Below are 23,357 nucleotides of genomic sequence, written 5' to 3'. Positions count from 1 at the left end.
AAGCATTAAAACCCATCAGCAGTGAAAAAAGCCAAGCGAATGCGCGTTTATTAATGACAATTTCTCTTGAATTCACTGCGCTGATGGAATATCGCCACACATAACATCTTTTTTATAACAGACTTTAAGCGTGTCCTAAGTCATTATCCATGGCGAGACTGTTTATCATTGATCAATTAAGGAGAAATAATTATGACAGACAAAATTATAGATTTAGGCTCAGGATTCTGGAACATACGCGGAACTTTTCGTATAGGCGGCGTCCTAAATATCGGTACCCAATGCTCACTGATCAAGCTGGCATCGGGACGTTTTATATTTTTGGACAGCTATGCATTGGCCGGTGATATTCGTGCCAAGGTTATGGCATTGACCAATGACGGTCAAGATGTCGAAGCGGTGCTTAATTTGCACCCCTTTCACACGATTCACTGCGCACAGATGGCAAAGGATTTCCCGCAAGCCACTATGTATGGCAGTAGCCGCCATCATAAAAAAATACCTGAGGTCCAATGGTCAGATGACTTGGTGGAGAGCGAAGCGGTGGCACAGCGCTATCCTGAACTAGAGTTTTCTTTATCCCAAGGTGTGCATTATATCTCGCCTAACGAGATGATTCACGCAGGCTCATTATTGGTATTTCATCCTGCCAGTAAAAGCTTACACGTCGATGATACTTTTATGAATCCACCATCAAAGTTACTGCGCGCGGTGCTACCCGAGATAATGTTGCACCCAACGACCAAAAAAGCGCTAAAAAGCGAGCCTGATGCTGGTAAACAGTATTGCGACTGGGCAACGAGCTTGGCTCATGAGTGGCGTGATGTGCGTCACTTTTGCGCAGCGCACTCAGAGTTAACAACCTTTGCAGAAGGTGAATTTGAAAAGGCGTTAGTCAAGGCAGTAAGCAAAGCGCGTCCTAAGCTTGAGCAGGCGTAACGTCGTAGAACCGTTATGATTAGTACCGTTATGATAAATAAAAATGAAAAGGAATAATAACTATGTCAGACGAGATTCATGATTTGGGCTCAGGCTTTTGGAACATACGCGGCTCGTTTAAAATAGGCGGTGTCGTTAATATAGGCGCGCAATGCTCTTTGGTACGCTTACAGTCAGGAAAGTTTGTATTCTTGGACAGCTATACGTTGACCGATGAGGTTCGTGCTCAGGTCATGGCATTGACCAATGACGGTCAAGATGTCGAGGCGGTGCTCAATGTCCACCCCTTCCATACGGTACACTGTGCGCAAATGGCCAAGGACTTTCCAAAGGCTATATTTTACGGTAGTAGCCGTCATGCCGAACAAGTGCCAGAGGTAGCATGGGCAGATGATTTGGTTGAAAGCGAAGCAGTAGCTCAGCGCTATCCTGAGCTGGCTTTCTCTTTACCCAAGGGCATTTATTATATTGCGCCTGATGAAAAGATTCATGCTGGTTCGCTATTGGTTTATCATCCTGACAGCCGCAGCTTGCACGTCGATGATACCTTTGTGACGCCACCTTTAAAGCTACTAGATGCCGTGTTGCCTGACGTACTACTGCAACCTGATACCGAAAAAGCCCTGAAGAATGAAACTAATGCTGGCAAACAGTATTGCGACTGGGCAACAAGCTTGGCTCATGATTGGGATGTCCGTCATTTTTGCGCGGCACATACCCATATGATCGAGTTTGAAGCAGGCGAATTCACCGCCGCATTGTTAAAAACCATTGATAAAGCGCGTCCTAAACTAGAAAGCGCTTAAAGCTTATCAGTATCTAAAATTTTCAATGCAAAAAGGCCGCTATTATCAGCGGCTTTTTTATGAATTTATTATTATAGGGTCTATTTCCAAAACCTTGAACAGAATGATTTTGATGGTAAAGCAATTTAAGACAATAATGCTGCCAACTCCGCTTCATTATTCATCACGTCAGCCAATGTATAGCGCTCAAGCACCGCAATAAAGGCTGTAAGCGCTTCAAAAAACACCCCTTTTAATTGGCAAACTGGACTAATCACACAGCCTACCTTAGAGATAGATGCGGACTCATCTATTAGCGTAATGGGCAATCCTTTTGAATGTGGTTGGCGCTCGCCATTGGGCAACTGCGTCGCAAAACATTCTACTAGCGCAAAATCTGGTTCGATCTGCTTAATCAATACGCCCAAGTTGATGTCTTTTGGCGCGCATGCCAGCCGGATACCACCGTTTTTGCCACGCACGCTATCGATATAGCCAAGCTGACCGAGCTGATGAATAATCTTTGTTAAATGACTTTTTGAGATATTATAGCTGTTGGCGATATCACTGATGTTGGCCAGTGAATGCTGATCTGGTTTCACCGCTAAATAAATCAATGAGCGCAGCGCGTAGTCACTATAATTGGTTAGTCGCATTGATTCGCGCTCCTGTCTAGTTTGAGATTATTAAAAGTTAATGCTTTCATATTATACGTTTTCGATATTTTTGCTCTCATGCATATCATCCAAATAAGCCGTCTGGTCTTGGTCGTGCTAGCATCGGTAAATAACTGATGCAGAACAGTACAAAGCAAGCAATCCACGCGCTTTGTGCCACCATAATCCATAACAAATAATGATTCATATCAACCAGCGGTAATAACACTCGGCTGACAAATACCAGTATCATCAGAATGTATACGACATTCACGCTCTTTGGTGGCTGATGAATACTGCGGCCCGTGTGTCCGAGCGATACCCGCGTCATCATCGCCACCGTCATCATCCCAACCCCTGCAATGGCCAATCCGTGCAGCGCAATACTATGCGCGTAGCCCAGCCAAGGCTGCAAAGCGTAGAGCAGGAAACTCAGACACATTCCCAAAAAGGCAATATATAATGACCACAGCAGTGGCTTTTGCCAAATACCGCGATTATACCATCCCAACAAACGAATGATATTGACCACGGCTACGCCAAGTGCCGTGATCGTCAGCAAATACTTATTAGGATAAAACAAATCGGCCAAAAAGAAAGCGAAGAAAAAAGCCAAGCTGGCAATATCCTGAATTTTACTATTTCGTAGCGTTATAGTGCCAGTGCCAGCCCCACTTAATCCGCGCTCAATAAAGAAAGGGACTACTCGCCGCCCAATAGTTAGCACTAAGCCAATGATTAAGTAAAAGCCCAAGTAGATACCTACTCTGGTCGTACTCATGTCTGCGCTTATAATACCCCAGTAGCACAGACCGTTACCCAGTGTTAGTAGCGCCAGCTTGGCCAAAATTCCCATTTGTTTGTATTGTTTGACTTGTAGCACTGCGCGAAATATAACGAAAGCCATCGAGCCGACAAACAACAAATCAAATAATGCCGCTGCATATAATAACCATGCACTACTTCCTGCAATGGTGACGCCAAGCCCAAAAGCCAACCATCCTAAACGCGCCAGCAACCAACAAGCAAAGATTGCCAGTAGCGAATAACCATGCGGCATCATCACTCCTGTCCATGTCTTTACTGCCGTCAGTAAAAAACCCGCCACCACAGCGAGTGCATAACCATAAATCATCTCGTGACCGTGCCAGTACAGCGGGTTTAAAACCTGAGCATCGATGTCGGTATGTCCGGTAAACACAAACGACCACAACACCATCATGATAATCGCAAATACTGCCGCAGCACTAAAAAATAGGCGAAAGCTGAGGTTAAGAATAGGATGTGGAGAGTATGGTGCTTTACTCGGTAGCTTGATAGAGTACATAGCAGTCTTCTTAGAATTGATTTAAATCGCTTACTTAAAAGTTCATATTAAATGAATGTTATAAATTATACAATATGCCTAATGTACTGGATAGCTTATAGAATGATGAATGTATGCAACAAAGGCGACTATAGTGATAGCCTTTTTTAATGTCTATTTGATAAAGTAATACAGATGCTAAGCAAGCAGCCTTTAAATTTGTATAGCGGCTACAAACAAAGAAAAAACCACGATTAGGGTCACGTATTTTCTAACGGTAAAATATTTATTATCAATAACATCAGCGCGACGTAAGCCATAATCAATGAGCAGCAGACAAATGAAGCCAATTATAAGCAACCAGATAAAACCCGTCGTTGATAGGCTTAAAAAGCCAAGCCATAGCAGCAGCGCAATAATATTGCTGAGTATAGGTAGCTTGACAGCCCACGGATGGTTATCAGCCAACCCCAGATGATTGCCCCAATGCGCGCCTGCCATAAATGAGGCAATGACTAACCCATAGACTGAAAGAATCTGCGTGGTTGCGCCCAGTACCCGTATAGCGTCAATGCCCATAGTGATAAAGATGGCGCAGGCAACGAACGGAATGACACCGGCAAACGTTAAATAAGGACTGGGTTTTTTCATAAGTCATACTTATATGTTATTTGAGCTGATAAGAAATATTTAAGACAACCACTTATCCATAAATTCACTATTAGGATCGTGCTGCTGAGTTTGTTTTTTTAGATTGAACTGACGACATCCTCTAGGGTCAGCGCCGACTCCAGCTAGATACTGCCAATTGCCCCAATTACTGCAGACGTCATAATCAATCAACTGCTGCTCAAAATAAGTCGCACCGTAGCGCCAATCAAGTCCCAATTCGTGAATAAAGGCGCTTGCAACCAGTTGTCGACCGCGATTTGACATATATCCTGTGCTATTCAACTGCTTCATACAGGCATTGATAATAGGATATCTCGTTTCGCCATTTTGCCACGCCTCCAAGCGCTGTTGATTATGACGATTGGCTGGTGCTTGATGACTGATACCTTTGAATAAAAATAATTCCTTGTCATGAGTGACGCCATACCAGTAAAAATACTCGCGCCATAACAACTCAAACCATATCCAGTACGTCGAGTCATTAGCGATCACTTCCTGCTCGTACTGACGCAAACGGTTTAATAAGACTTTGACCGATAGTGAACCGTTAGCCAGCCACGGCGAGAACTTTGTTGAGTCAGTCCAAGTATCGAGCGCATTACGAGTGGTCTTATAGCGACTTGGCGCATCCGACTTGAAATAATTGTTTAGATGTACAAGTGCCTGCCCTTCTCCGCCTTTGAAGTTTGGCTCTAACTGTACAGATTTATCAAATGTTTTGGATTCAAAAATATAATGGCTACTATCTAGCGTTTTAGGCATAGGTGGTAACTTAGTGGGGGTTTGACAAATGGCAAGATCGTCTTGAGCGCTCAATAGATTATGCTCATACTCTACTTTTTTACGAAACTGAGTAAAGCTTTTGGGTAGCTCTTGAGTTGGCATTGAGGCAAAAAGCGTTGCGGTCGATTGATAGTGCCAAATGATTTGTGGATACTTATTTCGTAGCGCTTTATAAGCCAAATTCTGAGCGTAGTCGGCGGTGTTACTAACGCAGATATCACTAACATTTTGTGATTCAATAAGCTGACACAGATGGGTAAACGCATCTTCGTCTGCTTTTTTATCTTGATTTAAGTGCAACAACCTATTGCCTAAACGCTGTATCGATGACTTCAAATCTGCCAAACTTTCCATTAAGAATTGCTGGCGCGCCAATCCCCTCTCATCAAAGTGATAAGCTTGCCCCCAGTTTGGCGTTTGACTATCGGTCAACTCCGACGCATAAACCATTATTAAAGACCCACTATCAGCCAACGCTGCAGCGTGACTCAAAGTCGCATTGTCATGCACGCGCAGATCATTATGAAACAGCATTAATACTGTTTTTTCACCTGACTCATTAGCTACTAACTGATTGCTCATGCTTATCCTTTAGAATTTAAAAGCCCCTACGCTATGACTATAATATTTTAAAAAAAGCGATACAGTATAGGACGTGTTAAATACCTGCCTTTTTGCAGCTACTGTAATCGCTAGCATTGACTCTACTTGAGTGGGCTGATTAAATGGTGGACACTTAGGAGAATACTATGACTGAAGAAAATGCACCTGCTGAAAAGCGTAAAATCGTTAATAAGTTTTTGATGACGCTGACCAAAGAACAGCCGCAAATGTATTATGCAACGACATCTGAGATCTCCCGTAGCATCCATACGATGATAAAAGAACATACCAATCGCCTATCAGTAGAAGAGCAAGCGCTCGTTAGAAAGATAACTATTGAAGAGATTGAAGCTTTGCTAGGTTTTCATTCTCGATAGCCTGTTTTTAGATAAAGCGATTCACAATGACAGCTGACACTCACAAAAAAAAGACCGCTATAAAAGCGGTCTTTTTCATTATTAACAATTCTAACTCGACTAGAACATACTATTAAAACAGCTAAATTAGAATGGATATTGACGCGGTTCGTTTTGCATTGATATCCAATGCGTTCTGGTAAACTCTTCCAGTATCCACTCACCATTGAAGCGACCAATACCTGAGTTTTTTTCGCCGCCAAATGGCATGTTGCTCTCATCATTGACTGAGATATCATTAATATGGGTCATGCCCGCTCTGATACCGCGAGCAAAGCGCAGACCTTTTTGCATATCTGCTGTAAATACCGCACTAGATAAACCATACATGGAGTCATTGGCTATCGATAACGCATCCTCCTCATCTTTGGCACGAATAATACCAACCAATGGTCCGAACACCTCATTACGTGACAAATCCATCTCGCGAGTCACTTCAGTAAAGATATGCGGCGGTACGACTTGACCTTTAATCTCACCACTCAAAATCATTTTGGCACCTTCTTCCTGTGCTTTAGCGATTTTTTCTTTCAGCGATTTGACTTGTTTTTCATTAATAATTGGACCGACTGCCGTATCTTGCTTGCTTGGATCACCAACGTTTAAGGTTTTAACGTGCGCTAAGAAGCGCTCTACAAAGTCATCATAAATCTCGTCTTCAACGATAATACGGTTGATAGCGAGACAGATTTGACCTTGATGCAGGAACTTACCAAAGGCGGCGGCTTTTACCGCTTGCTCAATATCAGCATCCTTTAATACCACAAATGGGCTATTACCACCGAGCTCAAGCGCGACTTGTTTGATGTAATCACCACCATTGGCCAGCTCGCCAATATGTTTGCCAACTGAGGTTGAACCGGTAAATGAGACAAAGCTTGGAATATCATGAGTGACGATGGCGTCCCCTATCTCACTACCAGCACCGACGACGACGTTAAGCAGTCCTTTTGGCAGACCCGCTTCTTCGAATACTTTTGCTAACAATAAACCACCCGTAATAGGTGTATCACTTGCAGGCTTGAGTACGACCGCATTACCGAGTGCTAATGCAGGCGCGATAGAGCGTTGGGTAAGATGTAGTGGAAAGTTCCATGGGCTAATGACGGCCACGACACCGATTGGCTCACGGTAGACGAAGTTTTCTTTGCCAGGTGTATTCGATGCACGAATCTCACCATGGACACGGTTAGGAAAGCTTGCGGCCTCAAGTGTAATCGCCCGCGCACTACCGAACTCTACCATTGCTTTGATACGCGTACTGCCCGATTCTTTAATGAGCCAATCGACAATCTCGTCTTGACGCTGATCTAAGACATTGACGACGTTATACATTAAACTGGCACGCTCAGCTGGCGTCTTTTGCGCCCATTCTTTTTGTGCCGCATTTGCCGCCTTATAAGCTTCATCGAGCTGATCTTTGGTCGCCTGTTTAATCTCGACCAGCGTGTCGCCATTGAAGGGATTGGTGTTGGTATTGACGCTATCGTCTTTACCCTGTTGCCATGAGCCTGCGATATATTGCAGATGAAAATCATTATAAACGCCAGTTTTATTAGTATCGGTTGACATAATTATCCTTATTTATTTTATGGTTGTGAAATAAAGTGGTTGAGCTAGCAAGTATCTAGATGACTAATGATGCAATTAATTGATGCAATTAATGAACGCTGCTACTAGGGCACGTCTTCAATTCCCTCGATAGTCATCTAGATGGGCTAAAAAAATTTCGTCAGCATCTCAAAAATGAGTGCCTACTAAAACCTCAGTTATAAGCCGTTATAAAACGCAACTTGCTAGACGACTGGTCTAATGCTACCATAGGCATCATGAAAACGAGAATAATTTATCATTAAAGATTGTTGAATAAACGTAACGCCAAATAAAATACGTTGAAAGAGAGCGTTAAAAGTAATGATCTATATCTCGCCCAAACCTACCAATGAAGCACTTTATAATCGAATATGCTATTTGCACAACTTATTTTGCACAAACTATTCCATCCCAATTATCAAAAAAATCTCAGGAGGACATTATCTTTATGTCTACTATTACAACGACCACTTCATCAGATACTAAAGCCCACCTATTAGCCACAGGCTACCAGCTTATTGCCAAAAAAGGCTTCACAGCCGTTGGTATCAAACAAATACTGGATACCGCAGGGGTGCCCAAAGGCTCCTTTTATCATTACTTTGAATCAAAAGAAGCTTTCGGTGAGGCAATCATCGGTGATTATTTTTTTAATTATAAAAATCGTTTAGAAACGATCGGCGAACAAGATGTAAGTGCCCAGCAAAAACTGTATAACTACTTTCAAAACTGGTACGACACTCAGCAAAATGGCTGTGACCATGGGAAGTGCTTGGTCGTCAAGCTTAGCGCAGAGGTGGCAGATATGTCAGAGACAATGCGTGAGGCCTTAAACGCTGGCTATCAGCAAACCGTCACTTGGCTTGCCACACAAATAAAGACTGGTTGGGCTGATGGCTCTGTACCACAACTCGACAATATCGCTGCTGAGAGTATGGCAAAGCGCTGGTACTTTGCGTGGCTTGGTGCCAGCTTAATCGCTAAAACCAGCCAAACCAATACCCCACTTGCAGAAGTCTGGCAAATGACGACGTCGCAACTGGGTCGCTAACTGTCAGCACGCACCATCATCACACACTGTCACTCACGGTGCTTTTTCAACGAAGCCGCCTGTTTTTCATGAAGCTGTACGTCTCTAATTAGGTCTATGCTTCTGATAAATTAGATTATACATTTTTGATAAAAACGCACCGTGGTTATAGATAGTCATTCGTTAGATTCATACCATCTGCTTTACGATAGTTTTGTAACCATTCACGGTCAAGCTATAGACGACCGGTCTAATTCATGTACAATGCGTGCAGATGTTTAGAACACGCATCACGAATTTTAGTTTTAAAACGTAAGACATACACTCTATAACCTTTAGGAAAATTATGAACAACTTCCAATATTACAACCCAGTACGTATCGTTTTTGGTGAAGGCCAAATCAAACAACTATCAGAGCTAGTGCCTAGTGATGCAAAAGTACTTATCACTTATGGTGGTGGCTCGGCTGAACGCACAGGTACTTTAGACGAAGTCAGAAAAGCGTTATCGGCGAGCGGAAATCGTGAAATTTTTGAGTTTGGTGGTATCGAGCCCAATCCAGAATTTGTGACTTTATTGAAAGCAGCTGACATGGTCAATGAACATAACATTGACTTCTTATTAGCAGTCGGTGGCGGTTCAGTCATTGATGGCAGTAAGTTTGTCGCGCTTGTGTCTTCATTAACTGAAGAAGATGGGTCTGTCTCACGTGAGCAAGCATGGGATGCATTGACCAGCTATTGCAGAAATATCGACTCTGCCGTTGATTTAGGTGCTGTATTGACCATTCCAGCAACGGGCTCAGAGATGAACTCAGGCGGTGTCGTCAACTATAGCGAACGTCAGGCAAAACTGCCCTTTGGTAACCCATTGGCCTTCCCTAAATTCTCAATCTTAGATCCAACGAAAACCTTAACATTGCCTGAACGTCAAGTAATGAACGGTGTTGCAGATGCCTTTGTCCATGTTATGGAGCAGTATTTGACTTACCCAGTCAATGCAAAAGTGCAAGATGCTTTCGCTGAGAGCTTACTAAAAATCTTGATTGAAGAAGGCCCTGCCGTCAAAAAAGATCCAGAAAACATGGAAACGCGTAAAAACATCATGTGGACCGCGACCATGGCATTGAACGGTCTGATTGGTACTGGTGTGCCACAAGATTGGACGACGCATATGATTGGTCACGAACTAACTTCATTGCACGCCATTGATCATGCACGTACGCTCACCATCGTCTTACCCTCAGTGCTACGTGAGCTAAAAGACAGCAAAAAAGACAAACTGCTCCAGTATGCACGCAATGTCTGGAACCTTACTGATAGCACTCAAGACGATGACACCATCATTGAGACAGCGATTGTCAATACTGAGAACTTCTTCCGCGAGCTTGGTTTACCAGTCAGTTTAGAAGATGCTGAATTAGACCAGTCAGCAATTGACCCTATTATTAAGCAGCTCGAATCTCATAAAATGGTCAAACTGGGTGAGCACGGCACGAATGATCTTGACGTATCACGTCGCATCTTAGATCGTGCAGTGACCAGCAAAGCTTCGTAACCAATCAACACAGTAAACGAATGCTGCCTGAGATTGAATGGTATTTGGCTGAAACAACAACGCTCAAAATATTGATAGCCAAAATACCACTTTTTAGAATACCAGTATCTTTAATGACTGCAGTAACAGTAGCTATTCAAATATGAGTAGTTACTGCCCTTTTAATCCGCCATTAGCTTTCAACAAGCAAAGAGTCAATAACTATTAAAAAACGACTATGCAATATCTAACCGTTAAACCGTTCACTTTCTAAATATTAGTAGTCAACTGACAATCAATATCTAACACTCTATAAATAAAAAAGGAGCTTTACTATGAGCTTTGACAATAATTTTAATGAGCAACAAAACCAAGCAACAAACCGTCAAATTAAACTGGCCAGTCGTCCTCATGGCGCGCCAAAAGCTCACAACTTCGATATGGCTACCAGCGATATCCCAACGCCCAATGATAATGAGATGCTACTGCGTACGGTCTATCTGTCATTAGACCCCTATATGCGTGGGCGTATGAGCGATGCAAAAAGCTATACCGATCCATTGCAAGTTGGTGACGTCATGACTGGCGGCGTAGTGGCGCAAGTGGTCGAATCTAATGTTGATAACTTTGCAGTAGGTGACTTAGTCGTCGCCAATTCTGGCTGGCAGGATTACAGCGTCAGTGATGGCGAAGGCATTCTCAAGTTAGACAAAGACATGCCCAACCCTTCTTATGGTTTAGGCGTACTTGGTATGCCGGGCTTTACTGGCTATATGGGTTTAACTGATATCGGCAAACCAAAAAAAGGGGAAACGCTAGTCGTCGCAGCCGCAACTGGACCAGTCGGAGCCACAGTCGGTCAAGTCGGTAAGCAATATGGGACGCGCACTGTTGGTGTGGCTGGTGGTCAAGAAAAATGTGACTTCGCTGTTAATGAACTAGGCTTTGATGTCTGTATTGATCATTATGCCGATGACTTCGCTGAGCAATTACAAGCCGCCTGCCCTGATGGCATCGATATCTACTATGAAAACGTTGGCGGCAAAGTTTTTGATGCAGTAATGCCATTATTAAATGCACATGCCCGTATCCCAGTATGTGGTTTGGTCTCACAATACAATGCCACTGAACTCCCTGAGGGTCAAGATCGCTTAAGTGTATTGACAGGCCTTGTTTTAAGCCAGCGCTTAACTATTAAAGGTTTTATTATCTTTGAAGAGTATGGCGACCACTACCCTGAGTTCTTAAAAACCATGAGTAAATGGGTAGAGTCTGGCGACGTGAAAACTAAAGAATATATGGCTGAAGGCTTAGACGATGCACCAAATGCCTTTGTTCGTATGTTAAATGGCGATAACTTTGGCAAAACTGTCGTAAAAGTAGCTGACGTCGAATAACTGGCATTAACTAAATCATTAGATAACGACTTCACAACATAATTCGTTAGGATAACTACTGAAAGTGACACACTAACCATGAATACTGTTAACAGTCATTGCTAACGATAATATTAATAATGCCAATATTCATTAAGTGTCATGAGTTAATAATACTTAATGAAAAATGACTGCTAACAATCAATAATTTAAAACGATATCAACAATAAATAAGGACAATTATGAATATTTTAATGGTACTAACTTCACATGATCAACTAGGCGATACTGGTAAGAAAACTGGCTTTTGGCTAGAAGAATTTGCCGCGCCTTACTATGCGTTTTTGGATGCTGGCGCAAATGTTACGCTCGCCTCTCCTGCTGGTGGTCAACCACCACTTGATCCTGGTAGCGATACTGAAGATACGCAAACAAAAGATACCACACGTTTTAAAGCGGATACTGATGCGCAAAAGCATCTTGCCAATACTAAGAAACTCGCTGATATGAAAGCGGAAGACTTTGATTCAGTATTTTATCCTGGTGGTCACGGCCCATTATGGGATTTGGCAGTGGATAAAAACTCTATTAATTTGATTGAGACGTTTGTGAAGCAAGATAAGCCGGTTGCTTTTGTTTGTCACTCTCCTGCTGCCCTCAAAAATGTCAAAATCGATGGCGAATATTTAGTGAAAGGAAAAACAGTCACTGGCTTTACCAATTCAGAAGAAGAGGCGGTTGGCCTTACAGATGTGGTACCTTTCTTAGTAGAAGATGCACTGATAGCCAATGGCGGTAATTATGAAAAAGCAGCTGATTGGGAATCGTTTGTGGTAGAAGACGGCTTGTTAATCACAGGTCAAAACCCAGCATCGTCAGAAGAAGCCGCTAAGCGTTTGATCGCAAAGCTTAACGGTTAATCCAATTGACAAAGTAAAGAAGAGTACTATTATGATTCGACTGCATCATCTAAACCAATCACGCTCGCTACGCATTTTGTGGCTGCTAGAAGAGCTAGGCGAGCCGTACGAAATTATTAGTCATCAGCGCGATGCTAAAACGCATCTGGCACCTAATAGCTTAAAAGCCGTACATCCCCTTGGTAAGTCACCGGTCATCGAAATGGATGGTGAAATATACTCGGAGTCAGGGGCCATTACTGAGCTATTGATCGAACGCTTTGCGCCAGAGCGTTTGCGCCCCGCTACTGATAGTGTGGATTATGGGCATTATCTACAGTGGATTGATTTTGCTGAAAGCTCGCTCATGCTGCCATTGATGCTTGAGTTGTTTTCTAAAAAAGCAGGTATCAATGACAACGAGTTTTTGAACGGTTATATAGAGACAGAAAAAACCAGACTGTTCAAGTATTTAGATGCAGCGGTCGAGGGTAAGTCTTATATCGTCGGCAACCAGCTTAGCGGTGCTGACTTTATGTTGTCATTTGACTTAATTATTTTGGCCAGTCGTCAGAAATTAGACAACTATCCAAATATTAAGCAGTATGCATTACACTTGGCCAGTCTTGATAGTCATCAACGTGCTATACGCTTAGAAGCCAAATATGACGAGACCGTTACTGATTAGACAATGTTACCAAAATGCAATGTTGCTAACAGGCAAAACGGTAAGCAACCATAAAATTTATGATAAAATAGCCCAAACTCAGCTTGGGCTATTTTTCTCATTTTATCACTCTGATGATAGCGCTGCCCATTATGGGTAGCAATACCCCAGTCTTGTTTTGTCCAGTCTTGTTCTATCCAACCACGCCGATCATCTTACGCCCATGAATACTGAATACAAATTTAAGCCGCATGAACAGCCAATGATGGTTGGTTCTCCTGCCAACCCTGATCATCCTACACGCCGTAAACTATGTTATTTAATGATCGGAATTTTTATTGGGATAACCGCCAGCTTTCAAAATGGGCTATTGGTGGCAAACCTGTCCCAAATTCAGGGCGAAATGGGCTTAACACCAGTCGAAGGTGGTTGGATATCTGTCAGCTATAATATGACCAATGCTTGTATTACGGTGCTACTGTACAAAATTCGCCAGCAATTTGGCATGTCACTCTTTAGTAAAATTACCTTGTTTTTTTTATTGGCGGCCACGAGTTTGCAGTGGTTGGTCAGTAGCCATCTATTGAACGCTACCAGTATCCAAATTGATCCTTATTACTTAGAAATCATTGCTAGAGGACTCAGTGGTATGGTTGCTAGTGGCATGACCATATTAGGCTTATTCTATTGCTTGCAAGGTATGCCAACCGTCAAACGTACTAGTGGCTTGATATTAGGCTTTGGCTTGGTACAGTTTGGAATTCCCTTATCACGGATTATCTCACCCTATCTCGCTGTCGATGGTCAGCTTGAAAGCTTGTTTTTATTTCAATTTGGTTTGGCTTTGATTTGTTTTGGACTCATTAATATATTAGAGCTACCACCGGGCAATACTGAAAAAGTATTCGAAAAACTGGATTTTTTAAGCTTTGCTTTTTTTGCCAGTGGTCTTGCAGCATTGGCGGTGTTTTTAGTACAAGGCCGTATACAGTGGTGGACAACACCTTGGCTGAGCTACCCGCTCATCATTGCAAGCGTCAATATTAGCATTGCACTATGGATTGAGACTCACCGAAAAAACCCAATGCTACAGGTGCGCTGGATGCGTAGTCGCAACATTATTGCTTTTATGACAACGGGTGCGGTCATGCGTATCTTGCTATCCGAGCAAAGTGTTGGCGCTGCCGGACTACTGGCCAATCTTGGCTATGGTAATGATCAGCTGGTCACTTTTTATGCTGTGATATTAGCAGCCAGTATCTTGGCATTGGTCATTAGTATTTTTAGTACCAATCCAATAGATTTGCGTCGACCTGTTATTTTTGCAGTGGCGCTAATCGCTCTAGGTTCTTGGCTGGATACGGGTGTATCGATTAACTCGGCGCCGACGATGTTTTATTTTAGCCAATTCCTCATTGCTTTTGCCGCAGTGTATTTTATGGGTCCTCTGGTTTTTGAAGGGTTTTTACGAGCCATTGCCAGTGGCCCTGCGTATATTATTAGTTTTTCAGTGATTTTTGGTATTTCGCAGACGGTGGGCGGGCTTGCAGGAGCGGCGGCTATTCAAGCTTTTACCACTATTCGCACGCAAGTGCACTATGCCGATATGGTCAGCTCACTCAACTTAGGGGATCCTGAGTTAGTAGCACAAGTTGCAGGCGCAGGTAGGGCTTTATCAGGTCAAATAACAGATTCTACCCAAGCCAACGTTGCTGCCATGGGACAAGTTCTGCAAGGCATCCAGCGGCAAGCTACCGTCGCAGCTTACGATGACTTGTTTTTTCTTATGGCCAGTATTGCGACTTTGTCGGCTGTTATTTTATTGATAAATTATCTCTATAACCGTTATCACAAACGTAATCCCCTTGCTAACGAGCTGGCTGTCATTGCCAAAATGCGTGAAGGAAAATAGCGGCTTTAAATGCCTTAATTTTTGCTCGCCATCTTGCATAACATCATCGAAATATCGAACATAATTGTTATATTTATTCAAACTTTAGGAGCGCGTCATGAGCAAAGAAAACCCCAGTGAGCTTAACCAAAAATCTCAGACGCCAACTGACGCGCTGCTTAATACGACCCTTAATACAGCTAAAGTAAAAGTAACTGCCTCTCCAAAAAATAATAACGAATCAGTAGAGCCTGAAATTGCCGCTACCGACTCGAATAAAAAAGCGGATATCAATACAAATAAAAATACAGATAAATCGGCTGTCGATAGCCAAAATACCAGTGATAAACCACCAATGCCGCCCAAAGAGCCGATTGTGGCAGCCACTGGCTGGTCACCTATGAAAAAATCCTACCTAAATCTAGGTTTATTGATTGCCTTAATACTCATTGGCGTGGCATTGATTTTATATGCATGGAAGCTACCGCCTTTTACCCCGACTTTGCAGCAAACGAACAATGCCTTTGTGAAAGGGCAAACAACCATTATTAGTCCGCAAGTATCTGGCTATGTCACCGAAGTAGCCGTACAGGATTTTGCCCAAGTAAAAGCGGGTGATTTACTAATAAAAATAGACGATCGCGCGTTTCAACAACAGCTTGAGCAGGCGCAGGCCAATATTGAAGTGGCGGTTACCAACCGCTCTAGCAATGCTCAGGACACACAAACCAGCCAAGCACAGATTGAAGCACGCGAAGCGGATTTATATAGCGCCAAAGTGAGTGTCGATAGTGCTCGTGAAGATGTCAATCGCTATCAGGGTTTAGATGCCATCGGCGCGGTATCAAAGGCAGAAGTGGCTCATATAAAAGCACAACTTGCACAAGCGCAGGCAGGCGTTCAACAAGCTGAAGCGAACTTACAAGCAGCTCGTGAAAACCGTAAAAAGACCAGTGGTAGCCGCGCTTCGCTCGATGCCAATATAAAAAATGCTGAAGCAGCTCTCAAGCAAGCGCAGATTAATGTAGACAACACCATTATCACCGCCCCTGAAGCCGGACAGTTGAGTCAAGTCAGTGTCAAAGAAGGGCAATATGTCAGTGCGGGTACACAGCTCATGTACATCGTACCCAAAGGCATTTGGATTATCGCAAATTTTAAAGAAACGCAAGTTGCTAATATGGCTATTGGTGAACCTGCAACCATCCATGTTGACGCGCTGGGTGGTGCCAAATTTAGTGGTCATGTCAGCAACATCTCACCAGCCACTGGCAGTGAATTTAGTGCTGCAGCTGCCAACCCTGCGACGGGCAACTATATTAAAATTGCCCAGCGTATCCCCGTGCGCATTGATTTAGACCAAAATCAGGCTGCCCTTACCCAATTACGTCCCGGTATGTCTGTTTCGGTCGATGTCGATACCAATATTAAAGCAAAAAACTAGGGTCTGTTGAACATTCAAATATTAGGACTGCTGATTGCTAAAATCGTCCCAAACCTTTTATCAAATCAGGCGTAAACCGACGATAATGTCGAGACCTTAGCTAGGTTTACAACAACGTTTGGGGTGATTTTAGTATCAGCCTTTCAGGGCAGGGCTATTTTTTGCCAATACATAGCGAAATTATCTAACCTAGAACGACTAGGCGTCAAAAATTTCACTGCGTATTGTCTAAAAAATAGCCACTGCCAGTGCCACATTTGAATGTTCAACAGACCCTAAGACTGCTGATATCCATTTTTCTTGCTTGCTGTGCCTGCACAGACAGAGGTCACAAAAAAATGATATCAGCAATATCGTCGCGTTTTTAGTATATCTTGACTATAGAGCATAGTGAATACACTCCAGCATAAAAAAACCACTTTAAATACCAATATAACTGGATTTAAAGTGGTTTTTTTAGCATTAAAACAAGCTGAAATATATCAGTCTTACACTTATTCATTTAACTTTATGGTAGTAAACGTTTAGTTGTCCAACTGGCATTATTCTGTTTGCTATCTTGGGTATACACAATGCGGTCATGCATACGATTGGCACGGCCTTGCCAAAACTCAACTTGCTCAATGGTAATCTCATAACCACCCCAAAATGCTGGCACTGGCACTTGGCTATTGTCTGGATAGTCAGCTTGTAGCTGATCAAAGGTCTGTTCCATGACGTCACGGCTGGCCACTTCACCGCTCTGTGGTTGGCTGACCCATGCGCCTACTTGGCTATCGTGTGGACGCTTTTGAAAATAAGCAGCGGATTTTGCAGTATCAATCTTAGCAATAGAACCACTGATACGAACTTGACGTTCAAGCTCATGCCAAAAAAACAGCACTTCTGCATTGGGGTTTTCAGCGATATCTTGACCTTTGGCACTTTCATAATTAGTATAAAAAATAATGCCATTATCGGTAATCTCGCGCAGTAATACGATACGTACACTGGGCTTGTTGTCTGCCCCACATGTTGCCAAACTCATGGCGTATGGTTCTTGCACTTTTTGTGCTAGTGCCTCATTCATCCACGCTTTCAATAGCTCAAATGGTGAGGTGGGTATTGACTGTTGATCAAGTGTGCCCTTCTCATAGGAGAGGCGCTGATCGGTAAAGTCCATGCTCATACTGCTTCCTTATTATTCATATTCTTATTGATGACGATTATCAGTTTTTTACTGACTGTTGTCATGTTATAAATATCGATTAACCCAATACCGTTTTGATTTGCTCAGCTAAATCATTTGCCATAACGTCACACTCTATCTCATCATCTGATTCGACCATCACTCGAATCATTGGCTCAGTACCCGATTGACGAATTAGTAAACGACCACGACCCTCTAGAGTGGCACGGGCTTTATCAAAAGCGGCGACCAGCTCTTTGTGCTCAAAAGGATCTTGCATAGTAGATAAGCGTACATTAACCAGTTTTTGTGGCAAGACTTCAAAACCTTCTGTGAGATCACTTAGGGCTTTATCCTGCGCTTGCATGACAGCCAATACTTGTAAGCTTGCAATAATAGCATCGCCCGTACGACTTTTGTCTAAGCATAATATGTGCCCAGATGGTTCGCCGCCTAGTATCCAGTCATTAGCTGCAAGCTCTTGCATAACGTAACGATCGCCTACTTTAGCACGGGTAAAGGCAATATCCGCCTCCTTCAATGCCAACTCTAGGCCCATGTTAGTCATGAGCGTACCAACCACTCCCGCTGCAGGTGTTTTGCCTTGAGTGGCAAGCACGTATAAGATGCCGTCGCCATCAACCAACTTACCGGTTTCATCGACCATCACGATACGATCACCGTCGCCATCTAAGGCAATACCGACATCTGCTTCATGCTCGAGCACGGCTTTTTGTAAACTCTCTGGGTGGGTCGAGCCACAGTCAGCATTAATATTGATACCATCCGGTGTATTATTGATAGCAATCACGTTGGCGCCCAGCTCGCGCATGACTCTTGGGGCGACGCTGTAACCTGCACCATTGGCACAATCGACCACGATGGTCAGATGATCTAAGTCGTACTGATAAGGGAAACTGCCTTTACAGAACTCAATATAGCGACCCTTGGCATCATCAATACGGTTGTTTTTACCTAATTTTGCTGGATCAAGAATAGGCATGAGCGCATCATTACTATCAGAAGAAGCCATCATGGCTTTTAATTTATCATTGATGGCATTTTGCATCGCATCGGTCAATTTTTTGCCATCCCCTGAGAATAATTTGATGCCATTGTCATAGTATGGGTTGTGCGATGCGGAAATAACGACACCAGCATCCGCGTTAAAGCTACGGGTGAGATGCGCAATAGCTGGTGTTGGTAATGGTCCTACCATATACACGTCAACGCCTGCCACATTAAAGCCTGCTTGTAGCGCACCTTCGATGACATAGCCTGATAGACGAGTATCTTTGCCAATGACCACGCTCGGCTTACGAGTAGGATTGTCATTGTTTTCTATGAGCACCAGTCCAGTCACATAGCCTAATTTTAAAATAAAATCAGGGGTAATCGGTAATTCACCAAATTTTCCGCGAATACCATCAGTGCCAAAGTAGCTCATTATAAATGTTCCTCAAGTCTAAAAATGAAACGCCAGACGGGCGCGTAGGCAAGGCAATAACCAGTATATTCTATTTGTGTATTTTACAAAAAAAACAGCCAACAATGACGGGGCATTGTTGGCTGTTTGTATCTTGATGTCACTATCCTACTGTCTGTCAGCAATTATCAACGTCAGTAGGACTACAGAATATGAATTAATCTACTCGATAGTTCGGGGCTTCTTTGGTAATTTGCACATCGTGAACATGCGACTCTTTCATCCCCGCAGACGTCACCTTAATGAACTGTGGTTTGGTACGCATATCTTCGATAGTCGCACAGCCAGTATAGCCCATTGATGAGCGTAAACCACCAACCAACTGATTGACGATGCCTGCCACTGGTCCTTTATAAGGAACGCGACCTTCGATACCTTCTGGAACCAGCTTTTCTACCCCATCTTTGGCATCTTGGAAATAGCGATCTGATGAGCCGTTTTGACCTGACATCGCACCTAAGCTACCCATACCGCGATACGCTTTATAATAACGACCTTGGAATAGCTCAACTTCGCCTGGCGCTTCTTCGGTACCAGCCATTAGTGAGCCGACCATGATACATGAAGCACCGGCCGCGATAGCTTTTGCCATATCACCTGAGAAGCGAATACCACCATCAGCAATCAATGGAATACTGTCTTTCAGGGCGCTGGCTACATTATCAATGGCCGAGATTTGTGGCACACCAATACCCGCGATAATACGGGTGGTACAGATAGAACCAGGGCCAATACCGACTTTTACTGCATCAGCGCCCGCATCACGTAATGCTAGAGCGGCATCACCGGTTGCGATGTTGCCACCGATGACTTGTACGTGAGGGAAATTTTTCTTGACCCAAGAAACTTTTTCAATCACGCCTTTTGAATGTCCATGGGCGGTATCGACCACGATAACATCGACGTCAGCGGCGATTAAGGCTTCAACGCGCGCTTGCGTATCTGCGCCAGTGCCGACAGCAGCGCCAACCCGTAGGCGACCTTGCTCATCTTTACACGCATTTGGATTATTCTCAGCTTTGGCAAAGTCATTGACCGTAATCAAACCGCGCAGACGAAAGTCTTCATCAATCACGATCACTTTTTCAATACGGTGCTCATGCAGCAATTTTTTGATATTTTCATTGCTTTCACCTTCTTGCACGGTGACTAGCTGCTCTTTTGGCGTCATGATATGGCTAACTGGTAACGACAAATTGGTCTCAAAACGCCAGTCACGATGGGTCACGATACCAACGACTTTATCAGTACCCTTCTCTACCACTGGTACACCTGAAATATTATTGTCTTGAGTCAATCTTAATAATTCACCAATCGTCATTTCAGGGTGAACGGTAATAGGATCAACCACGGTTCCTGCTTCGAATTTTTTGACGCGGCGTACTTGCGTGGCCTGCTTATCGATATCCATGCTTTTATGCAAGATACCCAAACCACCTAGCTGTGCCATGGTAATAGCCATTTCAGATTCGGTGACCGTGTCCATAGCAGCCGAGATTAATGGCAAATTCAGTGTGATACTTTTGGTCAGACGCGTGGACAGATCAGCAGATTTTGGCAGGATTTCAGAGTAGGCTGGTAACAATAAAACGTCATCAAAGGTAAAGGCTTCATCGACAATTCGTAACATACAGACCCCTAGTGGTGGTTATTTTGATGGGTGGGATTTTCGCATTAAGACAATCAATCAAGATCACCATTATGACTTTACGACGTTCAACCCTTATTTATGAAAGGCTTTGAATCATAGAGCTTTAGATAATAAGCAATGTACCAGTTGTTATTTGTCATTAGATATTTTTTATCAGTAAACAAAGACACTGGAAAACAGCTATTGATTTATCAGTGGTAAGAAGACACAAATACTGCAACCTCTTATCTTTAATCGCTCAGTTATCCCTTAAAAATAACGCCATATTATAACAAATAAACAAGCAAATCGCATGCTTATTTGTTAGCTTATTTTAACATCAATAGTTTGTCTGTTTTTGCCACTTTGCTTGCTGTCCACTATACCTATTGACCGTTCCAACTTATACGCTAGTGTCTTTAAATATCAAGCGCTCAGCGGGGAGATAAGCTTGCTGTTCAGCATATAAATAACTTAACATCTGCTCGCGTACCTGACACTCCAACCGCCAAGCGTTGATAGGACTATCAGACGCTTGGCTACAGCGTAATTTTATGGTGTTTTCGGACACGGATACTGTATACATTTCAGGCTCAGTTTCACCGTCCCATAAGTCGTTCGCTTTGACCAGCTTGATATATTGTTGTCTGATTGCTTCGACATCAGCGCCATAGTCGACGTAGAGATAAATCACACAGGTTTGATGCGAGTCTGTATGCGACCAATTCTCTACGATTTCGGTGACGAAGTGGCGCATTGGAATAATCAACCGGCGCTCATCCCAAGTCTGCAGAACCGCATAGGTATAGCCCAAATCATCTATCGTCGTCCACTCACCTTCCATCATGACCGTATCACCAATACGCACTGGCTGAGTGATGGCAACCTGCATACCAGCAATGACATTACCCAATATCGGCTGAGCGGCGATACCGATAACTGCACCAGCAATACCTGCGGAAGTCAGCAAGGTCTTACCCAATCCTTGAATATTGGTGAACTCACTGAGGCCAATCCAAATACTACCAAGGATCATGACGAAGATAAAAATGCGGCGAAATATAGAAACGTAAGTACGGCGACGACGACCTTTATCAAATTGCTCGTCGCCTAAATTCTCAATCTGCAAATCTTTGTAGCGATTGGCAAAGAAATTAATCACTCGAATACCCGTCCACAGTGCGCTAAAAACCAGTCCTACCCAAATAATTGGACGAGTTGATGACGCGACCGCGTCTAAGTAAGGAAAACCGCCCGATACTAAAGTAAATACCGATGAAAAACTGATGAAAAAGGTCAGCGGTACCGTCAGCTTATTGACCAAATCTTCCACGCTATTATGGTGAACCGTACTCAGCCGATTGCCTTCTTTATCTTTGACATACCAATTAAGAAGCTTGCCAGCGGCGGTACTTAATAGCCAACCTACTCCCATAGTAAAAGAGAAGAAAATAAATAACGCTAAAAACTCCCAGATAGCGATACTAAATAACTGTAATTTTGTCCATGTTGGTAAGTAACGTTCGAATTTTGCGGGATGGTATTGTTCATAAAGGTTGTCAATATTGCCAACCGTTTGGGCAGAAAATATCCAAAAAGGCGCACTGTCATCAATGCGCACACGCTCTAAATATATCGGTACGCGACGTTCACGATAATCGATATAGCCAAGCTGAATAGAGCGTCTGGGTATCCCTTGAATACTGTTGGTGCTGCCAAGCGGTGGCTCAATCAAACCATCAGGACGGTCTGGCAATTTATCAAAAACATAGAGTTTTTTTTCAACCAACAAAAAATCAAGCTGTTTGGCCAGCTCAATCGCCCGATTACGCTGCAACTTGTCATCAATGAGGTTCATATTGAGTGCATAAGCGGCCAAGTCATACTGCTGCTTCATGACGGCTGACTGAAAAAACTCTAATGTGGCAAGCGGCGTAGATAAATTCGGTGGTTCAGCTAACGGCGGCAATCCTGCATTTAGCTTGTTTAAGGAATAATAGCTTTCGTTATAATCACCAGTGAGACCAGTATCTCCTTGCAGTATGCCTGCCTGCTGCACGGCATCCTTGTCTAAAGGATTGAAGGTTTCTTCTGCAATATCTGAGACACTAATGCCGTCTTGTTTGAATTGATCAATTTTCTGCGCTGTATAATCTATCAGGTTTTCTGGCTTTGCCATCTCAGTATTTTTTGTAGTGTCTTGCCTATCAACTGTTGTATCGCTACCGGTTGCCGCAGTTGCTGGAATATAAAACACACTGCACAACATGACGAGCATACTGAGTAAAAATGTCAGTCCACTATGATGACGCACAACATTGTCATCGCTAGCAGAACCCTCAATAACATTAGCGTTATGATTGACGTTTTTAACGTGGGTCGTATTTAGAGAATTAAGGGAGTTTTGCATACGAAAAATCTTGGCCTCGGTGTGTTTCTAACCTAATGCAGTCTACAAAAAAAAGCCAGCTCAATG

The 23,357-nt window shown here is 43.3% G+C and carries 19 protein-coding genes; 10 read left to right on the top strand and 9 right to left on the bottom strand.

All coding sequences use genetic code 11. The features are described 5' to 3' along the window. Nucleotides 1-192 precede the first annotated feature (192 nt). Together AAEY80_RS02360 and AAEY80_RS02355 are read left to right on the top strand one after the other, a co-directional pair. Entirely contained in the window at nucleotides 193-939 is a 747-nt protein-coding gene (locus tag AAEY80_RS02360) for a hypothetical protein (protein WP_025650661.1), read from the top strand. 62 nt (nucleotides 940-1,001) lie between these two features. Next, nucleotides 1,002-1,745, top strand: a complete 744-nt coding sequence (locus AAEY80_RS02355; protein WP_025650662.1) for a hypothetical protein — start codon at nucleotides 1,002-1,004, stop codon at nucleotides 1,743-1,745. A 125-nt stretch (nucleotides 1,746-1,870) separates the two neighbouring features. On the opposite strand, the gene AAEY80_RS02350 is transcribed toward AAEY80_RS02355, so the two are convergent. The 4 genes from AAEY80_RS02350 to AAEY80_RS02335 all read right to left on the bottom strand — a co-directional run bounded on the left by AAEY80_RS02350 (nucleotide 1,871) and on the right by AAEY80_RS02335 (nucleotide 5,723). After that, nucleotides 1,871-2,380, bottom strand: a complete 510-nt coding sequence (locus tag AAEY80_RS02350; protein ID WP_101212684.1) for an Rrf2 family transcriptional regulator — start codon at nucleotides 2,378-2,380, stop codon at nucleotides 1,871-1,873. Between the two features lie 85 nt (nucleotides 2,381-2,465). Continuing rightward, nucleotides 2,466-3,707 carry an NnrS family protein gene (locus AAEY80_RS02345; RefSeq protein ID WP_201632821.1) on the bottom strand — a complete coding sequence of 414 codons (1,242 nt, stop codon included), beginning with the start codon at nucleotides 3,705-3,707 and terminating at the stop codon, nucleotides 2,466-2,468. A 192-nt stretch (nucleotides 3,708-3,899) separates the two neighbouring features. Next, a complete protein-coding gene (locus AAEY80_RS02340; protein ID WP_201632818.1) occupies nucleotides 3,900-4,337 on the bottom strand; it encodes a DUF3429 domain-containing protein in 438 nt (145 codons plus the stop codon). A 39-nt stretch (nucleotides 4,338-4,376) separates the two neighbouring features. After that, complete coding sequence (locus AAEY80_RS02335; RefSeq protein WP_201632814.1) at nucleotides 4,377-5,723, bottom strand: DASH family cryptochrome; 1,347 nt, start codon at nucleotides 5,721-5,723, stop codon at nucleotides 4,377-4,379. Nucleotides 5,724-5,890: 167 nt separating this feature from the next. On the opposite strand from AAEY80_RS02335, the gene AAEY80_RS02330 reads away from it, so the two are divergent. Beyond that, nucleotides 5,891-6,121, top strand: a complete 231-nt coding sequence (locus tag AAEY80_RS02330; RefSeq protein WP_025650667.1) for a hypothetical protein — start codon at nucleotides 5,891-5,893, stop codon at nucleotides 6,119-6,121. A gap of 126 nt (nucleotides 6,122-6,247) precedes the next feature. Here the strand turns inward: AAEY80_RS02330 and AAEY80_RS02325 are convergent, their stop codons facing one another. After that, nucleotides 6,248-7,732 (bottom strand): aldehyde dehydrogenase family protein, encoded by a 1,485-nt coding sequence (locus AAEY80_RS02325; RefSeq protein WP_201632811.1) that lies wholly within the window; start codon nucleotides 7,730-7,732, stop codon nucleotides 6,248-6,250. A 469-nt stretch (nucleotides 7,733-8,201) separates the two neighbouring features. On the opposite strand from AAEY80_RS02325, the gene AAEY80_RS02320 reads away from it, so the two are divergent. The 7 genes from AAEY80_RS02320 to AAEY80_RS02290 all read left to right on the top strand — a co-directional run bounded on the left by AAEY80_RS02320 (nucleotide 8,202) and on the right by AAEY80_RS02290 (nucleotide 16,597). Further along, on the top strand, nucleotides 8,202-8,804 hold the full coding sequence (locus AAEY80_RS02320; RefSeq protein ID WP_350587839.1) for a TetR/AcrR family transcriptional regulator: 603 nt from the start codon (nucleotides 8,202-8,204) through the stop codon (nucleotides 8,802-8,804). A gap of 325 nt (nucleotides 8,805-9,129) precedes the next feature. Continuing rightward, nucleotides 9,130-10,341: an iron-containing alcohol dehydrogenase gene (locus AAEY80_RS02315; protein ID WP_201577780.1), complete on the top strand. Its 1,212-nt coding sequence runs from the start codon at nucleotides 9,130-9,132 to the stop codon at nucleotides 10,339-10,341. Between the two features lie 314 nt (nucleotides 10,342-10,655). Further along, nucleotides 10,656-11,717: an NADPH-dependent curcumin/dihydrocurcumin reductase gene (gene curA / locus AAEY80_RS02310; RefSeq protein ID WP_350587838.1), complete on the top strand. Its 1,062-nt coding sequence runs from the start codon at nucleotides 10,656-10,658 to the stop codon at nucleotides 11,715-11,717. A gap of 221 nt (nucleotides 11,718-11,938) precedes the next feature. After that, nucleotides 11,939-12,616: a type 1 glutamine amidotransferase domain-containing protein gene (locus tag AAEY80_RS02305; RefSeq protein WP_350587837.1), complete on the top strand. Its 678-nt coding sequence runs from the start codon at nucleotides 11,939-11,941 to the stop codon at nucleotides 12,614-12,616. 31 nt (nucleotides 12,617-12,647) lie between these two features. Next, a complete protein-coding gene (locus tag AAEY80_RS02300) occupies nucleotides 12,648-13,283 on the top strand; it encodes a glutathione S-transferase family protein (protein ID WP_350587836.1) in 636 nt (211 codons plus the stop codon). A 202-nt stretch (nucleotides 13,284-13,485) separates the two neighbouring features. Further along, nucleotides 13,486-15,174, top strand: coding sequence for an MFS transporter (locus tag AAEY80_RS02295; RefSeq protein ID WP_101212698.1), 1,689 nt, complete (start codon nucleotides 13,486-13,488; stop codon nucleotides 15,172-15,174). A 97-nt stretch (nucleotides 15,175-15,271) separates the two neighbouring features. Then, nucleotides 15,272-16,597 carry an HlyD family secretion protein gene (locus tag AAEY80_RS02290; protein ID WP_025650678.1) on the top strand — a complete coding sequence of 442 codons (1,326 nt, stop codon included), beginning with the start codon at nucleotides 15,272-15,274 and terminating at the stop codon, nucleotides 16,595-16,597. A gap of 508 nt (nucleotides 16,598-17,105) precedes the next feature. On the opposite strand, the gene pdxH is transcribed toward AAEY80_RS02290, so the two are convergent. The 4 genes from pdxH to AAEY80_RS02270 form a co-directional block, all read right to left on the bottom strand. Then, nucleotides 17,106-17,759, bottom strand: coding sequence for a pyridoxamine 5'-phosphate oxidase (pdxH, locus tag AAEY80_RS02285; RefSeq protein WP_350587863.1), 654 nt, complete (start codon nucleotides 17,757-17,759; stop codon nucleotides 17,106-17,108). Between the two features lie 85 nt (nucleotides 17,760-17,844). Then, a complete protein-coding gene (gene glmM / locus AAEY80_RS02280) occupies nucleotides 17,845-19,212 on the bottom strand; it encodes a phosphoglucosamine mutase (RefSeq protein WP_101212701.1) in 1,368 nt (455 codons plus the stop codon). Between the two features lie 196 nt (nucleotides 19,213-19,408). Then, nucleotides 19,409-20,881: an IMP dehydrogenase gene (gene guaB / locus AAEY80_RS02275; protein WP_350587835.1), complete on the bottom strand. Its 1,473-nt coding sequence runs from the start codon at nucleotides 20,879-20,881 to the stop codon at nucleotides 19,409-19,411. 403 nt (nucleotides 20,882-21,284) lie between these two features. After that, entirely contained in the window at nucleotides 21,285-23,291 is a 2,007-nt protein-coding gene (locus tag AAEY80_RS02270) for a mechanosensitive ion channel family protein (RefSeq protein WP_350587834.1), read from the bottom strand. Between the last annotated feature and the right edge of the window lie 66 nt (nucleotides 23,292-23,357).

Source organism: Psychrobacter sp. 78a-MNA-CIBAN-0178 (assembly GCF_040309625.1).
GTDB lineage: Bacteria > Pseudomonadota > Gammaproteobacteria > Pseudomonadales > Moraxellaceae > Psychrobacter > Psychrobacter okhotskensis.
The sequence above is the reverse complement of the archived record's forward strand: the minus strand, read 5'-3'. Positions and strand labels throughout refer to the sequence as shown.

What these genes read in the sequence shown, in the direction of transcription:
- curA (WP_350587838.1), top strand. Translation starts at nt 10,656, where the DNA reads ATGAGCTTTGACAATAATTTTAATGAGCAACAAAACCAAGCAACAAAC.
- AAEY80_RS02340 (WP_201632818.1), bottom strand. Translation starts at nt 4,337, where the DNA reads ATGAAAAAACCCAGTCCTTATTTAACGTTTGCCGGTGTCATTCCGTTC.
- AAEY80_RS02315 (WP_201577780.1), top strand. Translation starts at nt 9,130, where the DNA reads ATGAACAACTTCCAATATTACAACCCAGTACGTATCGTTTTTGGTGAA.
- AAEY80_RS02290 (WP_025650678.1), top strand. Translation starts at nt 15,272, where the DNA reads ATGAGCAAAGAAAACCCCAGTGAGCTTAACCAAAAATCTCAGACGCCA.
- AAEY80_RS02345 (WP_201632821.1), bottom strand. Translation starts at nt 3,707, where the DNA reads ATGTACTCTATCAAGCTACCGAGTAAAGCACCATACTCTCCACATCCT.
- AAEY80_RS02320 (WP_350587839.1), top strand. Translation starts at nt 8,202, where the DNA reads ATGTCTACTATTACAACGACCACTTCATCAGATACTAAAGCCCACCTA.
- AAEY80_RS02330 (WP_025650667.1), top strand. Translation starts at nt 5,891, where the DNA reads ATGACTGAAGAAAATGCACCTGCTGAAAAGCGTAAAATCGTTAATAAG.
- pdxH (WP_350587863.1), bottom strand. Translation starts at nt 17,759, where the DNA reads ATGGACTTTACCGATCAGCGCCTCTCCTATGAGAAGGGCACACTTGAT.
- AAEY80_RS02305 (WP_350587837.1), top strand. Translation starts at nt 11,939, where the DNA reads ATGAATATTTTAATGGTACTAACTTCACATGATCAACTAGGCGATACT.
- AAEY80_RS02300 (WP_350587836.1), top strand. Translation starts at nt 12,648, where the DNA reads ATGATTCGACTGCATCATCTAAACCAATCACGCTCGCTACGCATTTTG.
- AAEY80_RS02350 (WP_101212684.1), bottom strand. Translation starts at nt 2,380, where the DNA reads ATGCGACTAACCAATTATAGTGACTACGCGCTGCGCTCATTGATTTAT.
- guaB (WP_350587835.1), bottom strand. Translation starts at nt 20,881, where the DNA reads ATGTTACGAATTGTCGATGAAGCCTTTACCTTTGATGACGTTTTATTG.
- AAEY80_RS02270 (WP_350587834.1), bottom strand. Translation starts at nt 23,291, where the DNA reads ATGCAAAACTCCCTTAATTCTCTAAATACGACCCACGTTAAAAACGTC.
- AAEY80_RS02355 (WP_025650662.1), top strand. Translation starts at nt 1,002, where the DNA reads ATGTCAGACGAGATTCATGATTTGGGCTCAGGCTTTTGGAACATACGC.
- AAEY80_RS02360 (WP_025650661.1), top strand. Translation starts at nt 193, where the DNA reads ATGACAGACAAAATTATAGATTTAGGCTCAGGATTCTGGAACATACGC.
- glmM (WP_101212701.1), bottom strand. Translation starts at nt 19,212, where the DNA reads ATGAGCTACTTTGGCACTGATGGTATTCGCGGAAAATTTGGTGAATTA.
- AAEY80_RS02335 (WP_201632814.1), bottom strand. Translation starts at nt 5,723, where the DNA reads ATGAGCAATCAGTTAGTAGCTAATGAGTCAGGTGAAAAAACAGTATTA.
- AAEY80_RS02325 (WP_201632811.1), bottom strand. Translation starts at nt 7,732, where the DNA reads ATGTCAACCGATACTAATAAAACTGGCGTTTATAATGATTTTCATCTG.
- AAEY80_RS02295 (WP_101212698.1), top strand. Translation starts at nt 13,486, where the DNA reads ATGAATACTGAATACAAATTTAAGCCGCATGAACAGCCAATGATGGTT.